13 protein-coding genes and 1 pseudogene are annotated in these 19,921 nt (G+C 52.5%); 11 read left to right on the forward strand and 3 right to left on the reverse strand.

Features of this window, described 5'->3' with window-relative positions; all coding sequences use genetic code 11:
- Window positions 1-61: 61 nt before the first annotated feature.
- From ET464_RS01540 to ET464_RS01580, 9 genes and pseudogenes are all read left to right on the forward strand, one after another.
- Window positions 62-3,067, forward strand: a complete 3,006-nt coding sequence (locus ET464_RS01540; RefSeq protein WP_129437649.1) for an alpha-mannosidase — start codon at window positions 62-64, stop codon at window positions 3,065-3,067.
- 28 nt (window positions 3,068-3,095) lie between these two features.
- Window positions 3,096-5,273, forward strand: coding sequence for a hypothetical protein (locus tag ET464_RS01545; protein WP_129437651.1), 2,178 nt, complete (start codon window positions 3,096-3,098; stop codon window positions 5,271-5,273).
- A gap of 20 nt (window positions 5,274-5,293) precedes the next feature.
- On the forward strand, window positions 5,294-6,694 hold the full coding sequence (locus ET464_RS01550; protein ID WP_129437653.1) for a glycoside hydrolase family 32 protein: 1,401 nt from the start codon (window positions 5,294-5,296) through the stop codon (window positions 6,692-6,694).
- A gap of 201 nt (window positions 6,695-6,895) precedes the next feature.
- Window positions 6,896-8,632 carry a sensor histidine kinase gene (locus tag ET464_RS01555; RefSeq protein ID WP_129437655.1) on the forward strand — a complete coding sequence of 579 codons (1,737 nt, stop codon included), beginning with the start codon at window positions 6,896-6,898 and terminating at the stop codon, window positions 8,630-8,632.
- Between the two features lie 2 nt (window positions 8,633-8,634).
- Window positions 8,635-10,293: a response regulator gene (locus ET464_RS01560; protein WP_129437657.1), complete on the forward strand. Its 1,659-nt coding sequence runs from the start codon at window positions 8,635-8,637 to the stop codon at window positions 10,291-10,293.
- Window positions 10,294-10,400: 107 nt separating this feature from the next.
- Window positions 10,401-12,101, forward strand: coding sequence for an extracellular solute-binding protein (locus tag ET464_RS01565; RefSeq protein ID WP_129437659.1), 1,701 nt, complete (start codon window positions 10,401-10,403; stop codon window positions 12,099-12,101).
- A 92-nt stretch (window positions 12,102-12,193) separates the two neighbouring features.
- Window positions 12,194-13,093, forward strand: coding sequence for an ABC transporter permease (locus ET464_RS01570; RefSeq protein ID WP_129437661.1), 900 nt, complete (start codon window positions 12,194-12,196; stop codon window positions 13,091-13,093).
- A 13-nt stretch (window positions 13,094-13,106) separates the two neighbouring features.
- Window positions 13,107-13,987: pseudogene (locus ET464_RS01575) on the forward strand (carbohydrate ABC transporter permease).
- A 52-nt stretch (window positions 13,988-14,039) separates the two neighbouring features.
- Complete coding sequence (locus tag ET464_RS01580; RefSeq protein ID WP_129437663.1) at window positions 14,040-15,677, forward strand: MGH1-like glycoside hydrolase domain-containing protein; 1,638 nt, start codon at window positions 14,040-14,042, stop codon at window positions 15,675-15,677.
- A gap of 42 nt (window positions 15,678-15,719) precedes the next feature.
- Here ET464_RS01580 and ET464_RS01585 read toward each other — a convergent pair whose 3' ends face one another.
- Window positions 15,720-15,944, reverse strand: a complete 225-nt coding sequence (locus ET464_RS01585) for a hypothetical protein (RefSeq protein WP_129437665.1) — start codon at window positions 15,942-15,944, stop codon at window positions 15,720-15,722.
- A gap of 187 nt (window positions 15,945-16,131) precedes the next feature.
- On the opposite strand from ET464_RS01585, the gene ET464_RS01590 reads away from it, so the two are divergent.
- Entirely contained in the window at window positions 16,132-16,584 is a 453-nt protein-coding gene (locus ET464_RS01590; RefSeq protein ID WP_129437667.1) for a CBS domain-containing protein, read from the forward strand.
- 143 nt (window positions 16,585-16,727) lie between these two features.
- Here ET464_RS01590 and ET464_RS01595 read toward each other — a convergent pair whose 3' ends face one another.
- A complete protein-coding gene (locus ET464_RS01595) occupies window positions 16,728-17,486 on the reverse strand; it encodes a YheC/YheD family protein (RefSeq protein WP_129437669.1) in 759 nt (252 codons plus the stop codon).
- 263 nt (window positions 17,487-17,749) lie between these two features.
- Window positions 17,750-18,622 (reverse strand): AraC family transcriptional regulator, encoded by an 873-nt coding sequence (locus ET464_RS01600; RefSeq protein WP_129437671.1) that lies wholly within the window; start codon window positions 18,620-18,622, stop codon window positions 17,750-17,752.
- A 128-nt stretch (window positions 18,623-18,750) separates the two neighbouring features.
- Between ET464_RS01600 and ET464_RS01605 the strand changes: the two genes are divergently transcribed.
- A complete protein-coding gene (locus ET464_RS01605; RefSeq protein WP_129437673.1) occupies window positions 18,751-19,896 on the forward strand; it encodes a glycoside hydrolase family 88 protein in 1,146 nt (381 codons plus the stop codon).
- Window positions 19,897-19,921: the final 25 nt, after the last annotated feature.

Below are 19,921 nucleotides of genomic sequence, written 5' to 3' on the forward strand. Positions count from 1 at the left end.
CGGAAAGAGGGAGCAGAGCAATCCGCTCTCTCTTCTTTCCGAAGCAGATGGGGGAGTTTGGATGCCATACGAGGCTAATACAATCAAGCTGGATAAGGTAAAAGCTGTTCTTTCCCGCTTGCGCGGCGCAATATACGAGCCGGTCGGAGAGCTGACGGTTCATGCCTGGGTAACGAAGGAGCCGGTATCTTTTGCAGACAGAATGAACGGCCGTCCGCTCGGCAGCTTGCGGGCCGGGGACAAATGGGCGGAATTATGGGAATGCGCATGGTTCCATTTTGAAGGAAAAGTGCCTGCGACAGCCGCGGGAAAGAAGGTCGTCCTGTTATTGGACATTCATGGGGAAATCTGTGTCGTTGACGGTCAAGGTGTTCCTTGCCGGGGGCTTACGACAAAAAATTCAACGTTTGATTATACGCTGGGCATGCCGGGCAAAAGGGTTGTAGAAGTTACCGGCTGTGCGGATGGCGGAGAAATCATCGATCTATGGGCTGACGGAGCTTGCAACGATTTATTCGGCAATTTCCAGGGCGGCACCATTAAGGAAGCGAATATAGCGGTCTGTGACGAAAGCTGCAGACGTTTGTATTATGATTGGGAAGTATTGTCCGAGCTGGCGGAGCAGCTGCCGGATACAGGCGCGCGCAAGGCGCAGGTTATGCAAACGCTGTACGAGGCTTCGCTTGTTCTGGCGGATTTGAATCCGGAGTCGGTGAGCAAAGCATCGGTAATGCTGCAGCGGGAGCTGGCGCGTAAAGGCGGCGATCCGGTGCTGGAAGTGAGTGCGGTCGGCCATGCCCATATCGATCTGGCCTGGCTGTGGCCGATCCGCGAGACGGTCCGCAAAGGAGCGCGCACTTTCGCTACGGCGCTGCGCAATATGGAGAACTATCCGGATTACGTATTTGGCGCAAGCCAGCCTCAGCTGTATCAATGGATAAAGGAGCGGTACCCGGAGCTGTACGGACAAATTAAGGAACGGGTCCAAGAAGGCCGCTGGGAAGCGCAAGGCGCAATGTGGGTAGAGCCGGATACGAACATATCCGGAGGCGAAGCGCTTATCCGGCAAATTTTGTACGGGAAGCGGTTTTTTCAGGAAGAGTTCGGCAAGGAGATGAAGGTGCTTTGGCTGCCGGATGTATTTGGCTACAGCGGAAGCCTTCCGCAGCTGCTGAAAAAATCCGGCGTCGATTATATGATGACACAGAAGTTGTCCTGGAGCGTCTACAACACGCATCCCCATCACAGTTTCTTCTGGGAAGGGATTGACGGGACGCGGGTGCTGACCCATCTTCCGCCGGAAGATACGTATAACAGTCCTGCATCGCCCCGTTCGCTGGTCAAAATCGAAAACCAATATTTGGACCGGAACGTATCCAGCCATGCGCTTATGCTGTTTGGGATCGGCGACGGAGGCGGCGGCCCGGGCGAAGAGCATCTGGAGCGGCTGGAGCGGGAGAAAAACTTGTCCGGGCTTCCTCCGGTCGTCCAGGAAAGTTCGATCGCATTTTTCCGCAAGCTGGAACGGGAAGCAGGACGATTCAAAACATTTAAAGGCGAGCTTTATCTGGAGAAGCACCAAGGCACGCTGACTACGCAAGGGCGGAATAAATGGTATAACCGAAAAATGGAAAAAGGGCTGCGGGAGCTGGAATACGTATCATCCTTGCTATGGGAGCTGGATAACGTTCCTTATCCGGCCGAGAAGCTGGAGCAGATATGGAAAGAAGTATTGCTCTATCAATTCCACGATATTTTGCCGGGCTCTTCGATTGCAAGAGTATACGACGAATCTTTACAGCGTTATTCCGCTTTATATGAAGAAGTCACTGCCATGACCAAGGATGCTTATGAGCGGCTTGCAGGTTTAATGGGCTGGGCGGGAGAAACGGCTGTATTCAATTCCTTGTCCTGGGAGCGGGAAGAGTGGATCAAGCAGGACGAAGACTGGTACCGCGTTGTCGTTCCGGCGATGGGAAGTGTTTCCCTTCGGGAAGCGGTCCGGCCGTTGCCGGCGGAAGGATTGTCGGCCAGCGAGCGGCAGCTGGAGAACGATAGGCTTCTTCTGCGATTTAATGAAGATGGCCATCTCGTCTCAATGTATGACAAAATACTGGAAAGAGAAGCCGTCTATCCCGGAGAAGCTGCAAATGTGTTCTCCATCTATTACGATGACGGCGATGCCTGGGATTTCCCGCACGATTACCGGGAGCGGCTGGCCGGTACGATGAAGCTGGCCGATTGTAAGTTTTACATGGAAGGCCCGCATGCGGTTCTGGAGCAGACGTTCCAGTTCGGCGAGTCGTCGCTGAGCCAAAAAGTAATGTTGTCCGCCGGAGAAAACATGGTCCGGTTTGAAACTGTTGCCGACTGGAAAGAATCCGGCAAAATGCTGCGGGCAGCTTTCCCGGTCAACGTCTTTGCCGACGAAGCGTATTGCGATATTCAATTCGGCTTCATTAAACGGCCGACGACCCGAAATACCGGACTGGAGTTCGCGAAGGATGAAATTTGCTCTCATCATTACATTGATTTATCCCAGCATGATTATGGCGTTGCTTTGCTGAATGACAGCAAATACGGGCATAGCGTTCAAGGGCATGTGATCGATCTGAATTTGCTGCGGAGCCCGCATTATCCCGATCCAGAGGCCGACCGCGCGCTTCACAGCTTTACTTACGCGCTTTTTCCGCATAAAGGCAATCCTATTGACGCCGGAGTGTCGCGGAAAGGGTATGAGCTGAACGTTCCGCTTACTGTAGTGAAAGGACGAGCGGACGAAAATCGCCGCCATCGTCCGGTTCAGCTGATAACGGTCGATCATCCGCTTGTTATTCTCGAAACGGTAAAAAAAGCGGAGGACAGCGATCGTCTCTTATTCCGGCTGTATGAAACGGGGGGCACTTATGCCCGGACTAAACTGACATTTGGCCTTCCATGCGCCTTTATAGAAGAGACGAATCTGATGGAAGAGCCGCTCCAGCGGCTTCAGCCGCAAGCTTCGGAAGTAGAAGTGGCCTTTACGCCATTTGAGATCAAAACGTTCAGCGTGGCATTCGCCAAGTAGAGCGACAGACGGAAAGGAGCTGCAGGCGGTGAATTCGAATCGGGAGCAGGAGCGGACCGGATTTCAGGAAGGAAGCGGATATGGGGAGAAATATGATCTCCAGACCGACTTTGTAATGGTATACGGAATCGGCCCGTCCATGCCGGAGCGGATCCGGCAATGGGCGGAGCGGGGGTACCGGGTTCATTTGATGACGGGCGTATCCTGGGGCGGTTATCAGGATTATTTGAACGGGCAATTCGACGGGCGCGAGCATTGGGACGAGGCGCAAACCTACCAGAGCGGCGAGACGGTTATTCACGGCACCTCGCAAGATGTTCCTTACATGGTGCCGACAATTGCTTACGCCAATTATTTAACCCGGAAGATCCGGCCGGCAGTTGATGCAGGTGTGGACGCTATCCATTTGGAGGAACCGGAATTTTGGGTGGAAGCCGGATATTCCGAAGCGTTTAAGCGGGAGTGGCAAAATTATTATAACGAACCGTGGCAGGACCCGGACGGGTCGGCTGACGCCCAGTACCGCGCTTCCAAGCTGAAGGCGTATTTATACACCCGATGCCTGGATCATCTCTGTTCTGCGCTGAAGGAATATTCGCTGGTCCAGTACGGACGGCCGCTGCGCTTTTATGTGCCGACCCACAGCTTGATCAATTACACGCAATGGCGGATTATCAGCCCTGAGTCGCGGCTGTTAGATATTCCGGCTATTAATGGCTATATCGCTCAAATATGGACGGGAACGTCCCGCACCGCAAATGTGTATGAAGGCGTCCGCGCGGAGCGGACATTCGAGACGGCTTTTCTCGAATACGGCATTATGCAGGAGCTGGTCCGCGGCACGGAGCGCCGCATGTGGTTTTTGCATGATCCGATTGAAGACGATCCGAAACATACGTGGAGCGATTACCGCTCGAATTACATCAAGACGCTGGCCGCGTCGCTGCTGCATCCGGGCGTAGCGCGTTATGAAGTTTCGCCTTGGCCGCGGCGGGTGTTCGAAGGCGAATACCCTGCAGAGGACGGAAACGGCAAGGAAGGGATTCCGGCAGACTATGCCACTGTCCTGCTTACGGTTATGCACACCTTGTCCAATATGGACCAGCCGGATGTGGAAATTATGGGAAACAGCGCCAAGGTCGGTGTGCTGCTGGCAGACTCCGCTATGTTTCAGCGCAAATCGCCCGGCGCTCAAACTGCCGGATTTATGATGAAATACGACGGCACCAATGAGGTGGAACTGTCGGACGAAGCGGCGATCAAGCTGCTTCAATTCTCTTCCTTTTACGGCTTGACGCTGCCGTTAGTTAAGCATGGGCTGGCCGTCCGTCCGGTGCAGCTGGATAATATCCGGCGATTCCCGGGTTATTTGGACGACTACTCGGTCCTGCTATTGAGTTATGAATTTATGAAACCGGAATATCCGGATATTCATCATGCGCTTGCGCAATGGGTCAGAGCCGGCGGAGCTTTGGTGTATGTCGGTGATGACAGCGACCCGTACCATGAAGTCAGAGAATGGTGGAATCAAGGGAAAAGGCATTACCGCACGCCGCGTGAGCATTTGTTCGAAAGTATGGGACTGGATCCCCGGATGCCGGAAGGCATGGCTCGCGCGGGCCAAGGCGCAGTCGTTTATTTGGCCGTTCATCCCGAGCAGTTGGCTGAAAGCAAAGAAGGCGCCGATCAGCTTCGAAGCGCGGTCCGGCAGGCGATGGACAGCTTGAACGACCCTCAATTGCACTGGGACGCTTCGAATTATTTCATGATCCGCAGAGGGCCGTACGTGGTGGCCGCGGTTCTGAAGGAGTCGGTTCATTCCGGGCCGCTTAAGCTCTCCGGCCGGTATGTGGACCTTCTGCATCCGGAGCTGGCTGTTCGGTCCGAATTCGACGTCCATCCGGAAGAGCAGGCATTCTTGTATGATTTGGATTACCGTCCCTCAGGCCGCTGCGAAATAATAGCGGCTTCCTCCAGAATCGAAGGTTTTGCGGAGGAGCAGGATCATGTCCGTTTTACAGCTTTTGGTCCGGGCGGCGTGAGGGCTGCGATGCGAATCCGTTGTACGGCCGAGCCGGCGGGCGTCAAGCTGCGCGTGTTGAATCAGGAATCGGATATTCCGTATGTGTGGGATGCAAGGTCGAATACGCTGCTTGTTCGTTATAGCCATCATGCCGAAGGCGTGCAGATTCGCATCTTGAAATAAGGTAAAGCGGGAGTGATGAGATGGACCGTTACAGACCAATATATCACTTTACAGCGCCAAGCAACTGGATGAACGACCCGAATGGGCCGTTTCAATGGAAAGGCGAATACCATTTGTTCTACCAGCATAATCCGGCCGCCCCTGAATGGGGCGACATCCACTGGGGGCATGCCAAAAGCGCTGATCTGGTGAATTGGACGCATCTGCCGGCAGCGCTGTCTCCTTCACGCGAGCTGGGCGAACATCATTGCTTCTCCGGATGCTCCGTTGTAAGCGGCGGCGAGGTGACGCTCTTTTACACGAGCATCGGCGAAGGCGACCGGAATCCGGTCGCCGGCGCGCAGCAATGGATGGCTCGGGGCAAAGATTTGCGCAATTGGCGCAAGGCGGAGCACAATCCCGTGCTGACCAGCGATCTGCACGGGGACATGAACGTTACGGAGTGGAGAGATCCGTATGTCTGGAAAGAGCAGGATGGCTGGCGCATGCTGCTTGGCGGCACTGAAGGCGGCAGTGGATGCGGCATGATTTACCAATCTGATGATTTGGAGCATTGGACTTTCAGGGGCATATTGTACCGCGGTGAAGAGTCCATCTGGGAATGCCCGCATCTGTTCCGGTTCGGCGATCAAGCCGTCTTGTTCTACTCGCCAAGCGGTCCGGTCCGTTACATCTCCGGTACGATCCGCAATGACCGGTTAACGGACATTGTTCATCGCGGCACGGCCGACTACGGCGGGTGGGAGGGCTATTACGCCTCGACCGGCTTTGTCGATGAGGCAGACCGGCGTATACTGCTCGGCTGGGTTCCGGAAGGAAGCAGGGGCAGCCGCTTCCCTGAAGCAATGGATTGGGCTGGAGCGCTTGCGCTGCCGCGGATTGTGGACCTGAAGCCAAGCGGCGTTCTGTCAATGGCGCCCATCCCGGAAATAGAGGCGCTTAGAGGAGAATGCTGCCGCTTTACAGATTTGGCGATCGGACAGGCGCCAGTGCATACAGGCGTGCGCTTGACGGCTTTTGAATGCGTGGCGGAAGCTGGCCGGCGTGCCGGGGGCGAATGGATTATCTCTTTATTTGTTTCGGAATGCGGGCGGGAAAGCACGGATGTCCGCTTGTGTCCGGCGGATAATACGATTACGATTGACCGTTCCCGTTCGAGCCTGTTTCCCGGCGTGCATATATCTCCGGTACAAGGAAAATTACCGGCTGGCGCAAACGATGACCCCATCAAGGTGCGGATATTCGCGGATCAGTCAATCATTGAAGTATTCGTCGATGACGAAACTTGCCTTACAGCGAGAGTCTATCCATCTTTGCCTGACAGCAGCGGCATTGCGCTTCATGCGGACAGCGAAATGACGATCGCCAAATTGGAAATTTGGGAGATGAAGGCGGCGGCGTTTGCTGCCGAATCAAACTAGTAAAAAGAATAGGAAATCCCCCTGTTGATTGACCCGTCCATACACAGACGGCAAGCGGCAGGGGGCGTTCTGCGTTGCGGTCAGCCTTTAGGGCTGGCTTTTTTTTGCTGGAAAAAAGAAAACGGCTCATATTATAATAACGTCATTCATGTAAACGCTGTCAATCAGGCGGGGGCTGCGGCTTTCGGGAAAGGGGGCATTATGTTTTTCAAAAAATATCCATGGAAAAAAAGCGCGTTGCGCCGGCTTATTTTTTCTTTTATTTGCATCCTTTTGCCGCTTTATTTGCTGAGCATGATTATTTACAACTGGGGTGTCCGTACGCTGCATGATGAAATATCGGCGTCGATGGCTTCACAGGTGTCGCAATATTTTGCAGGGATGGAGGATGATTTTAAACGGATTCAAATTTTGCAATACGATGCGTTAAGCGATGACAATTTGAACCGGCTTGGCGCGATTCCCGATTCATTAACCGACATTGAAAAAATGCAAAGCATTTTGCGGCTCCAGCAGCGGCTTAACGCCATCCGCAACAGCAGCAACTACATTAAAGATGTGTACGCGTATATTCCCGCTGTTCAGAAAGTGATATCGGCGCTTACGATTTCAGCCTTCGACCAGAAGCAATACGAGGTGCTGTCGAAATTCCCGTTTAACGAGGATTCTCCGTTAATGAACGTCGACGGAAGCATGTACTTAAGCGCGGTTTATCCGTTTACGACGCCAAACAGCCACCGGGTTCCCATCTTTATTATTGCAATCGAAATTGCGGAGGACAAGCTGTCCGATAAACTGCGGACGATGGTGAACACAACGGATGAAGGCATTATTTATAAAAGCCCGCAGTTCGTCGTGGCGACAAGCGGCGATAAAGCTTTGAACAATAAAATGACCGCCCGGATGAACGGCATTACGGGCAAAAATAACGTCCAATCGGTGTCTATCGGCGGCAAACGGTATTTGGCCGTCTATACTTCCTCGCCGTATTTTGGCGCCGTATTATGCAAATATGTGCCGGAAAGCGCGGTGTTCGAACCGCTGCACAAATACCGGAACTGGTTCATTATGCTGGCTGCAGTTTCTTTCATCATTATCGTCGTTTATTCGCTTTATGTGTACAAATATATCCACAAGCCGCTGGACAAGCTCGTCAAGGCGTTCCGCAAAGTCGAGTTCGGCGATTTTAACGTGCGGATCGGCCATAGGCATAACGATGAATTCCAATATATGTATACCCGGTTTAACGCCATGGCGGAAAATTTGAAATCATTAATTGACCAAGTGTACAAGCAGCAAATTTTAGCGCAAAAAGCCGAACTGAAACAGCTGCAATCACAAATCAATCCGCATTTTTTATACAACAGCTTTTTTATATTAAACACGATGTCCAGGCTGGGCGATTACGACAATCTGGAGCTGTTCTCCAGCCAGCTGGGCGAATACTTCCAGTTTGTGACCCGCAACAGCGCCGATGAGGTTCCGCTTGAAAGGGAAGCTCATCATGCCAAAGTATACGCCGATATTCAGGCGATGCGTTTCTCCAACCGGGTGAGGATTGATTTCGGCGAGCTTCCCGCCCAAATGGGGCATGTGATGGTGCCGAGGCTTATTTTGCAGCCTGTCATCGAAAACGCTTTCGAGCATGGCCTGGAACATAAAGCGTCTAACGGCTTGTTGCAAATCCGGTTCCATAAAGAGGACAACCTCATCCGCATTACTATGGAGGATAACGGGGAGCGGCTCGATGCCGGAAGCATGGATATGCTGCGGCGGAGCTTAAGGAATCCGGAAGGGGCGGAGATGACCGGACTGCTTAATATCCACCAGCGCATCCGGCTCAAATACGGACGAACCAGCGGACTGGATGTGGAACAAAATGAATGGGGAGGATTAAGGGCCACGATTACGATTGATATCGGAGAAGGAGGCGAATAACGATGTTCAGGCTGCTTGTTGTAGACGATGAAACAATAATTGCCGACGGTCTAAGTGAAATATTGCAAAATACCGCCGCTTTGGAGCTTGATGTGTACAAAGCGTATTCCGGGCTGGAAGCGGTCAAGCTGTTTGACCGGACAAGGTTTGATATTGTGCTGACCGATATCCGGATGCCGGAGATGGACGGCCTGCAGCTGCTGGAGCAAATCCGCAAAAGATGGCCGGAATGCAAAGTGATTTTTTTGACCGGATTCAACGAGTTTTCATACGTCTATTCCGCGATTCAATATGAAGGGGTCAGCTATCTGCTGAAAACCGAAGGGTACGATAAAATTATAAGCAAGGTGGAAGCGGCGGTTGCGGAAATTGAAACCGGGCTGAAGGCGGAGTCGCTGCTGCAGAAGGCGCAGGAGCAGCTCGCTGCTATGCAGGGGCTGCTGCAAAATGATTATGTGCTGCGTGTCCTGAAGGAACAGCTGGACAGAGAAGAGATCAACCAGGCTCAGCTGAATGAGCTTTCAATTCCGCTGCGGGCAGACAAACCTGTCCTCATCATGCTTGGCCGAACTGCCGCCAGCAGCAAGCCGTATTCGGAGAAGTCGAAGCAGCTGTATACAATCCGGCTTATTGCCGAGCAGTATTTGGCTTCGCATGTGAGCATGACTGCGGCAGTGAACGAGAACAGGGATATCGTCTGGCTGATCCAGCCCCGCGCGGAGGAAGAGGCGGAAAGCTTCGAGCGAGCGTTAACCTTTGTAAAAGGAAGCGTAGAGCTGGTGCAGGCCGCCTGCCGGGAATCGGCCGGGGAGACGGTCTCCTTCGTGCTGGACGACAGCCCTGCCGCCTGGCCGCATATTGCGGAGCGGTTCGCGACGTTAAATATGCTGATGAATTACCGCATCGGACACGGCTGCGGCATGCTGCTGCTGGACAAGCAGCTGATGGACAGCGGCTTGCAGCCGTCCGGGACAGCGAAAGAACAACCGCCGCACATGCTTCGGCAATCCAGGCTGGCGATGCTTGCGGATCAGCTCGAGCACGGGCAGCGCGAGGCATTTTACCGGAATTTGCATGAGAGCGCCCAATCGCTTCAGCGCATTACCGGCATGCATGATATGCAAGCGCAACAATTTTATTATTCGGTAGGCTTAATTTATTTCTCTTATATGAACCGGTGGCAGCTTGTAGAGCCGCTGGCGGCCCAAATCAGCATGCATAAGCTGATGCAGCCCGGCGAGCACGGCAGCTGGAATTCCGCTTTTGAATACCTTGAGCATGTCGGGGAAGTATTGTTCAACATGCAAAACCAGGAGGAGGAGCGCAGGGCTAATGCGGTGATCACCATTATTCAGAAGCATATCCAGGATCATTTGCATAACCCCGATGAGCTGTCGCTAGTCCGTCTGGCCGAGCTTGTTTATTTCAATCCATCTTATTTATCCCGGTTGTTTAAGCAGATGACAGGGGTCAATCTGTCCGAATATATCACCTCATGCCGCATGCAAAAAGCTAAAAGGCTGCTCGAGCAGCCCGATATTAAAATTCAGGATGTGGCGGAGAGGGTCGGTTACGGCACTGCGACCAATTTTACCCGTTCGTTCCGGAAGCTGCTGCATATGACGCCGCAGGAATACCGGACATCGGCGCTTAACAAGTAAACAGCTGATTCAAATGTCAACACATGAATATTGAATCGCCTTTGTCCGGCAACTACCATTAGATATATAGGGGCCCTGCAAAAATCAATCGTAGTGAGGTGGTTCATATGAAGCAAACCAATAAAATGAAATCTGCGGCGATTGGCGTCTTTGCTGCGATGATGATGCTTTCTGCCTGCAGTTCCGGCAATTCGGACAACGGAGCTGATCCTACAGATAAAGCCGATCCGTCCGCCAGCCCGTCTGGCAATAGCGAGGCTTCGGCCGCTCCAAGCTCCGCCGAACCTGATTTGATGGCGAAATACGACCCGCCTGTCGACATAACCGCCTGGCGTTACACCGAGTCGACTTACCAATATGAGAACGGCGATACGATTGAAAACAACATTTATACGAAAGCGTATGAAAGCGATCTGGGCATCAAGCTGAAATACCAATGGACAGTGCCGGTCGAGCAGTTCGACCAGAAGCTGAATGTGTCGATTGCTTCAGGCGACCTGCCGGATATTATGTGGCTGAAAAACAAACAGCTGACCGACCTCGCCGACAATGACATGCTGTATGATTTGACCGATCTGTTCGACAAATATGCTTCGCCGATTACGAAGGAGATTTTGCTGCAGGACGAAGCAAGCTTTAACACGGCCAAAATCGGCGGCAAGCTGATGGCGATTCCAAGTACGGCTTCGGCGGTTGACGGCTTGCCCATTCTATATGTGCGCACCGACTGGCTGAACAAGCTGGGCCTTCCTGAACCAAAAACGATGGATGATGTGATCAAAATTGCGGAAGCGTTTACAACGCAAGACCCGGACGGCAACGGCAAACCGGACTCTTTTGGCATCGGCCTTACGAAAACGTTTATGACAGACGGCCAGTTCGGCGGCTCCGGCTTCTTCTCCGGTTATCATGCCTACCCGGAAAAATGGGTGAAGGATGCTTCCGGCCAGCTGGTGTACGGCAGCATTCAGCCGGAGATGAAAGCGGCGCTGCTGGAGCTGCAGGATATGTACAAAAAAGGGATGCTGGATAAAGAGTTTGGCGTTAAAGACCGTGCCAAAGTAACCGAATCGGTTGTCGGCGGCAAGCTTGGCATGTTTTATGGCACAATGTCCGCGCCGCTGTCGGTCATTCAGGAAAATGTCAACAAAGATCCAAATGCGGAATGGAAAGCATTCCCGCTTGTATCGGCGGATGCACAGCCAGCAACGCCAATCGGTAAAATGCCGGTTTCCCGCTATTTTGCCGTCAGCAAAAACAGCAAACACCCGGAAGCGATTATTAAGCTGCTTAACTTCAGCATGGAAGGCTTTAAGCCGGACGCGGTCGACAACGGTTTCGGCTACAGCAAAAACAATATTCCGGTTTACTTGTACAGCTTGATCAGCGCGGAACCGGCCAAGAAAAACTTGAACGCCCATCTTAACGTGATGAGCGCGCTGCAAGCTAACGATCCTTCCAAGCTTTCAACAGAAGAGAAAGGGTATTACGACAAAGTGGTTGACTTCCGCGGCGGCGACCGCGCCAACTGGGGAACGGAGCGGGTGTTTGGTTCGCCAAGCAGCTTCGACGTAATCAATCAATATGTAAACGACAACAACTATATATTTGACGCCTTCTACGGCTCCTTGACGCCAACGATGGTCGATAAGCTGTCTTCCCTGCAAAAGATGGAGGAAGAAGTCATTACCAAAATCATTATGGGCCAATCGATCGATACGTTCGATAAGTTTGTACAGGATTGGAAAAAGCTTGGCGGCGATCAAATTACAAAAGAAGCCAATGAATGGGCTGAAAAAAGCAAATAACCGGCGACAGGGAGGTGGAAAGAGGAGAGCATCCGCTAACCGCCTCCTTTTCTCTTTCAATCACAAACGACAAACGGAACGGAGGTGTCCCTATGCAATGGAAAAAAAGGCTGCTGGAATGGCCTCTGCACGTGATGCTGCTTCCCGGTATATTAATAACACTGCTGTTCAGCTATGTGCCCATTATGGGGATTGTCATTGCTTTTCAAAAATTTTCACCGGCAAAGGGCATTTTTCATTCCAAATGGATTGGGCTTGATAACTTCCGCTATATGCTGGAAATGCCTAATTTCACAAGCGTAATCTGGAACACCGTATACATTGCGGTGCTCAAAATTGTCGCAAGCCTGATCGTGCCGATCTTGTTTGCCTTGCTGCTGAACGAAATTGCAGGCGCTTTCTTCAAGCGGACGATCCAAACGATTATTTATTTCCCTTATTTTTTATCATGGGTCATTCTCGGCGGTATTTTGGTTGATATTTTGTCGCCCTCCGGCGGGATTGTGAACGACATTTTAGGTCTATTCGGCATCAAGCCGATTTTTTTTCTCGGCAATGAAAACTGGTTTCCGTATACGCTTGTGCTTACCGATACATGGAAGCATTTTGGCTACGGGACAATCGTTTATTTGGCGGCGCTGGCCGGCATTGACCAAAGCTTGTATGAAGCGGCTACGATGGACGGCGCCAGCCGCTGGAAGCAGGTGCTTCACGTAACGCTTCCCGGTATATTGCCGATTGTGACGTTAATGACGGTGCTCAGCTTGGGCAATGTGCTGAATGCGGGATTTGAACAGGTATTCAATTTGTATAGCCCGATGGTATACAGCACCGGCGATATAATTGATACGCTTGTATACCGGATCGGCCTGCTGGATGCGCAATACGGCGTTGCAACGGCAGTAGGGCTGTTCAAATCGGTGGTCGCTTTCGTCCTGATCGCCATCTCCAACAAGCTTGCAAGCCGGTATGCCGGCTACCGGATCTTCTAAGGGGGACATGCGCATGCATATGCTGACGCCAAGCCGCAAACTGTTTCTGACGTTTAACTACTTGCTGCTTGCTTTTACTGCTTTTATTTGCATTTTGCCGTTAATTAACGTATTGTCCGTTTCGTTCAGCTCCAGCACCGCGGCTGCGGCGGGATCGGTAAAGCTGCTCCCGGTCGATTTCACCATCGCTTCTTATAAATACGCGCTGACGAAACATGAATTTATTGACGGGTTTTGGGTTTCCGTCAAACGTGTCGTGCTCGGCTACGCGATTAATATGCTGCTCACCATTCTTATTGCGTACCCGCTGTCCAAAGAGAAAAAATCGCTGCACTGGCGCAACCGGTACGCATGGTTTTTTATCATTACGATGTTGTTTAACGGCGGATTAATTCCGACCTATATGACCATCAAATCGGTCCACATGCTGGATACGATCTGGGCTTTGGTGCTGCCGGGAGCGGTGCCGGTGTTTAATGTCATTTTGCTGATGAACTTTTTCCGCAGCTTGCCGAAAGAAATTGAAGAAGCCGCCTATATGGACGGCGCGGGCATTGGCGGGTGTTGTGGCGGATTTATTGCCCGCTTTCTATGCCGGCGATTGCAACCGTCTCGTTATTTACGATTGTGACGCACTGGAATTCCTGGTTCGACGGCTTGATCTACATGAATCAGCCGATTCATTATCCGCTGCAAAGTTACTTGCAAACCATAGTTATTACAACAGATCCAAGCCTGATGTCGACCAATGAACTGCTGAATACGGCGGAAGTAAACGACCGGACTTACAAAGCGGCACAAGTATTTTTGGCGGCGTTCCCGGTTCTGCTTGTTTATCCGTTCCTGCAAAAATATTTTATGAAAGGGCTGGTTATGGGCAGTGTCAAAGGCTGAATACCGGCTCCAGCAGGAACAGAAATGATGAAGAGAAGAGGCGGTTGTTGGGATGGATCTGTTGAAGCGTCTCCAAACGATGGATATTGGCGGCAAGCCGGTGCGTAATGCGCAGGACGCGCAGCTGCTGGCGGAATGGCGGCAATCGGGCGTGAAGTTTGCCGCTTCCTCGGCTCGGCTCGAGAACGTCTATTACGCCGCTTTCTCGAAGCTGCTGCACTGCATTGTCCCTTACGGGGACGAGCTTGTTTTGCAAGAAGGCGGCGCTTATGCGGGCTGCTGGCTGGAGAGCACCGGAACGATTAATGCGGAAGTGCTGTCGCGGTTTTTGCCAAGCGTGTCGGAGTCGACCTTCCGCCTGTTTGCCCGGTTTCAGCGGGCAGACGGCTTAATGCCTTATAAGGTGACGGGTGCGGGACCGGCGTACCGGCAAATTCAATTGGTTACGCCGCTGGCCAGAAGCGTGTGGAACCATTACCGGTTCCATAACGCCGGCGTTTCTTTTTTGGAAGAGATGTACGGGGCGATGTCCCGGTTCGACGAATGGCTGGCGCGTTACCGGAATACGAGAGGAACCGGCTGCGTGGAAGCATTTTGCGCATTTGATACGGGCCACGATTTGTCGCCGCGGTTTTGGCATGTGCCGGATACGCCTCATCTCAGCGACGCGCGCCTCTTTAGCCCGGAGTCGCCGGTACTGCCGTTTCTGGCGCCGGATTTGACGGCTAACGCCTACGCCCAGCGCATCTATTTGGCGCGAATCGCCGAAGAGCTGGGGCATAGCTCCGCATCCGACTGGCTGGAGAAGGCCAGCCAAAGCCGGCAAAGCTTGTTCAGCTATTGCTATGACGAAGCCGACGGCATGTTTTACGATTTGGACCGGAGCGGGTGCATGGTACGTATCCAGTCCGACGTGCTGCTCCGGGTGCTGGCTTGCGAGGTAGGGGACCGGGCGTTTTTTGATGCGGCGTTAAAACGGTATTTGTTGAATACGAGCAAGTTTTTCTCCAAATATCCGTTAACGTCCATCGCAATGGATGATCCCCGCTTTGACCCGTCCTCTTCCCATAACAGCTGGGCGGGGCCGGTTAATTTCCTGACGCTGCTGCGCACTGCGCATGCGTTTGAACATCATGGCAGAGTGGTGGAGCTGACATGGCTTATGTACCCGATCATGAGTGCAATGGCAAGGATGACCCGGTTTCCGCAGACGTTAAACGCTTGGACCGGGGAGGAAGGATATACGGATACGTATTCCCCTGCGATATTATGCGTGCTTGACTTTGTGGAAAGGATGAGCGGCATTATGCCGACTCCGGAAGGTTTGCTGTGGTGCACAGGGCTGGTGCCTTATCCGATGGATCATGGCGAAGAGGTGGCAGAGGAAACCGGGTATTCGCGCATGGTTGATGGAGCGCTCCTGGAGCTTGTCAATACGAGGCACGGCTGCGCCTTGTGGCGCGACGGGGAGCTGCTGCTCCGTTTCCCCTACGGGACAAGGGCTATCCTAAACCGCAGAGGCGAATTGATTGGAATAACCGGTATGCTGGCGAGCGATGTGGAAGGCAGCGTCCAATGGAGCGGGCGAGAATACCCGCTTAGGATAAAAGGCAACGAGACCCAAAGGCTCGAGGGCGGCAGCTTCGTGACCGTTCTGGATATTGGACTCGTTACGCCAGCATACCGGTAAGGAAAAGGGAATGGTTCTGCCATGGCAGCGGCGGCGAGGCTCCTATGAACAGATTCTTTTTTTGGGAGAAGGGACGGCGCTTTTACGGCTTGGCACCACTGCAGGCCCTTTTGCTTTAACCTTTGCTTTATTGTGCGCATTCGTATTGGCTGCAGCGCCATTGTCCGATCCGACCTGAATATTTTCCGGGGAGATTTCTTTTCGGAAACCAAAATTGATAATGCCGTTATTGTTGACGATAATCACTTTGCCAACGCAGCAAAACATAGCAGAAGCGCTCCTCTCCTTTGAAAAATAGCTTATCCGATAGTTTATGCCGGATAACGGCGGCCGGAGTGGGGGTTTATACTCAATTGGTCATAGGCAGCCGTATGGCTGCTCTTTTTTTTGTGCCAAATGCAGCGAATCTTATGTAAAATAATGTTAGGAGACAGAGCTGTAAGGAGGCATCCTAATGAAGGCGTTCGAAATTATGAATCATCATGTGTATAAGGTCAAGGAAACAGATACCGTTCGAGCCGTTATCGAAAGATTTATTGACCATCGGATAAGCGGCCTTCCGATCGTTAATGAAGCGAACCGGATTGTTGGTTATATTAGCGACGGCGACATTATGAGGTTTATCGGCAAAAAAAGCGACCGCGTCATTGGAGCCTTCTATTATATGGTAGTCACCGACCAGCTCGATATGGAGTATAAAGTGAATCAAATTTTGAACCTGAACGTGCTCGCTATTGCAAAAAAGAAAGTGGTTACCGCAGCTTGGGACGAGGATGTGGACCAGATTGCCGCGATTCTGGGCAAAAGGCAAATTAAAAAGGTGCCGATCGAACGAAACGGCGTCTTGGCAGGCATCATCAGCCGCGGAGACGTCATCCGGCATGTGTTTCAATCCGTTACGCAATAAACTAGAAATGTTAAACATTCACAAATCGTATGCTATCCTATGAAAAATCGAATTGGCGTTGAAGAGGAAAAGATACAGCGTATGCTTATGTATAGAGAGCGAAGGAACGGGGGCAAACGAAAGGCTGCCTGTCAGGGCAGCCTTTATTTTTTTCTGCCGTATTGCTTCGCATAGGACATAATGGTGTGGTACATGCTTTTATGCTTTAGCTGCTTTAATGGATAAAATTGCGGTTTCGTATTAACCTCCAATATCCATATCCGCCCTCTCTCGTCGAGCGCCACGTCAAGGCCAAGCTCCCGAAAGCCGGAGGCATGCTGGTCAAACAACTTCCCTGTAGCTTCTCCCAGCCGTTCCAGCTGTTCCTTTTTATGTGTGATGACCTGCTCGCTGCATCCCGCATCCGCTAATGTTTGCCGGAAATAGCCGATTTTGCCGCCTTGATTGTAGTTGGTCGCCACTTTGCCCGGCTGTCCGATTTTGGTGAACAGCGCCGTAGTTTTCCAGCGCCCGTCATTTGCTTTTTGAACCATGACCCGGATATCGTACGGCCTGCCGTTGGCTTTATCCAGCTTGATTCCTTTCTGCAGCAAATAATCGCGGCGTTTCGCTTTGGCGTTTAAATGGCGGTACAGCTCCTTGATGCCGGCATGGGTTATTTTGCTAGTGTTATGCTGCGTACGGTACCCGTTATCCAGCTTTGTAATCCGGATGATGCGGAAACCGCCGGAGCCGTTGGTTGGCTTGAAAAAAACGGTTGTGTACTTGTCTAATAGATGAATCAGGTTACGCCGGTTAAAGGGCATGGTGGAAGGCATATGCTCCCTTGTCGCAGCGCTGCCCAGCAGCCAGTTTGTTTTCGTCCATTTGCTTTTCACGGAAGTGCTGTCGTACGTTTTCATCGTTCGCCCCCCTCTAAAGTCCAGCTTATGATAGATTGATAGAAATTGCCCGTGCTGCCGTCCAGATGCCGTGCTTTTTTTTGTCCGGGGCAGACAAGGATGCGGGGATGTCAAATGAAAAAGAACAGCTGTTTGAAAAGAGAGACAGGGGACGCCTGCTAAAGAAGCGATAGCCAGACGTCCGCCGCAAAACGCCGCAATGCTCATCGCCTGCACTGCCAATAACCCGCTGCCTGTTGCATACAGGCAGCGGGTTATTGGCTTTATTCGGCTTGCCGCCCGGCACGCCGGTACCGGTGCGGGCTTAAGCCAACCTGTTTTTTGAACAGGTTGCAGAAATAAGAGCTGTTGGTCAGGCCAACCGCCTGCCCGACCTCCTGAACGGACAAGCCGGTTGTCTTCAGCAGCAGGCATGCCTCGCGGATGCGGCGGGCGGTCAAATATTCGGTGATGCTCGTGCCCGTCTGCTGCCGGAATGCCCCTGATACATAAGTTGGCGTCAGATGAAGCCTGCCGGCAAGACGGTCCAAATCGAACTCGTCCGCGTAATGCCGCTCCGCCCACTGCATGACCCGTTCCGCAATGGAAAAGCTGCGGACCGGCTGCGCATCCTGCCGCTGCGGAGCTCCCGCCGTTTGCAGCATGTGAAGCAGCGTCATGAGAAACAGCATCTGCTCTTCAAGCGGCAGCCCGTCCTCTCCCGCTTGAAGCACCCGGTTATGCCAGCTGCCGAACAGAATGTGAATCGTCTGCTGCGGCAGCCCGGCGAACTTAAACGTCTGCTCCAGCGGTTCTTTCCATAAGCGGCGGAAGAACGCAAGCAAAGCGGTGAATGGGGCCAAATAGCCGTCAAGCACGGAAGGTTCGAACACAAAGAGAGAACGAATGTACCGCTCCTCCGGCGCAAGCCGGATTTGAATGCGGTGAAGCTGGAACGGGCGGAATACAAACAAGCAGCCCGGCTCCAGCGCCACAATTTCCTGATTGACGATGACCTGGCCGTGCCCTTGATGGACGTACAGCCATTCCATCCCTTGATGCGCATGATAAATTTCCGCAAACTCATCGGTCCGGTCCTTCAGGTACGAAAGCTGGACAGGATGGCTGTACAAATTCATGTAATTTAATATTCGCATGGACCAAGCCTCCGCAAAATCATAACCTAGCAACATTTTATCATAAGAGCGCAAAACAAAGGATCCCTTGTTTTTGTTACGCTGGTTATACAGGCATTTACCGAAATTGAAGCTGAGGGGGAGTTTGCATGGTTCAAGCAGCGTCGCCAAATGGCAGCCTGCAAGGCGGGCAATGGCAACAGTTATGGGATCGGCTGCAGCATAAGACCGGGCGGATGATCGAACGGATCGGCAGCAAGTCGCCGCATGTCGCTGCCGCGGATACCGGCATTTATGACGATATGCGGCTCGATTGGTGGACATCCGGCTTTTGGCCGGGATTGCTCTGGATTATGTATGATATGACCGGGCAAGAGTTATACAAGAAGGCTGCCTGGGAGTGGGATGCCCGGATCGAACAGAAGATGCTGCAGGACAACAATTTCCACCATGATGTCGGTTTTCAGTTTTCGCCGACGGCCGTGATGAAATATAAACTGACCGGTGATGAAGACGGACGCCGCCGCGGGCTTGCGGCCGCTAACTTCCTGGCCGGGCGATTTAATCTGGCGGGCCGCTTCTTGCGGGCATGGAACCAGGATAAGACCGGATGGTCCATTATCGACTCGGCGATGAATCTGTCCATATTGTTCTGGGCGTCCGAAGAAAGCGGCGATCCGCGTTTTGCCCATATAGCCAAAGCGCATGCCGACACGATTATTGAACATTTTATACGCGAAGACGGCTCCGTCCGCCATATTGTTCATTTTGATCCGGATACCGGCGACTTTGTGGAAGCGTTAGGCGGACAAGGCGCAGCGCCTGATTCGGCCTGGAGCAGGGGAGCCGCGTGGGCAATTCATGGCTTGGCGAATGTTTACCGCTATACTGGTGACGCCCGCTACTTGCATGCTTCGCAGCGTGCGGCGCATTACTTTTTGTCGATGCTGCCGGCAGACGATGTGCCGCATTGGGATTTCCGCGCTTCCGGGCAGCTGGATGGCGAACCGCGAGATACATCGGCTGCCGCATGTGCGGCATCGGGGCTGATTGAGCTGGCGGAAGCGCTGCCTGCTGTTCAGGGCCGCGTCTACCGGGATGCGGCTGAGCGGATCGTAAGCTCCTTGGCGGCGAACTATGCCGCATGGGATAACGAAACGCACGAAGCGATTTTGCTGGAAGGGACAGGCAATAAGCCGGCCGGCTCCAATATTAACGTTTCGCTGATTTACGGCGATTACTTTTTTGTAGAAGCGGTTGCCAAGCTGATTGGCTGGCATAACCGCATATTCTAGAAGGCTTCACGAAGCGTTATCCGTG

Source organism: Paenibacillus protaetiae, from assembly GCF_004135365.1.
Taxonomy (GTDB): Bacteria; Bacillota; Bacilli; order Paenibacillales; family Paenibacillaceae; genus Paenibacillus_AP; species Paenibacillus_AP protaetiae.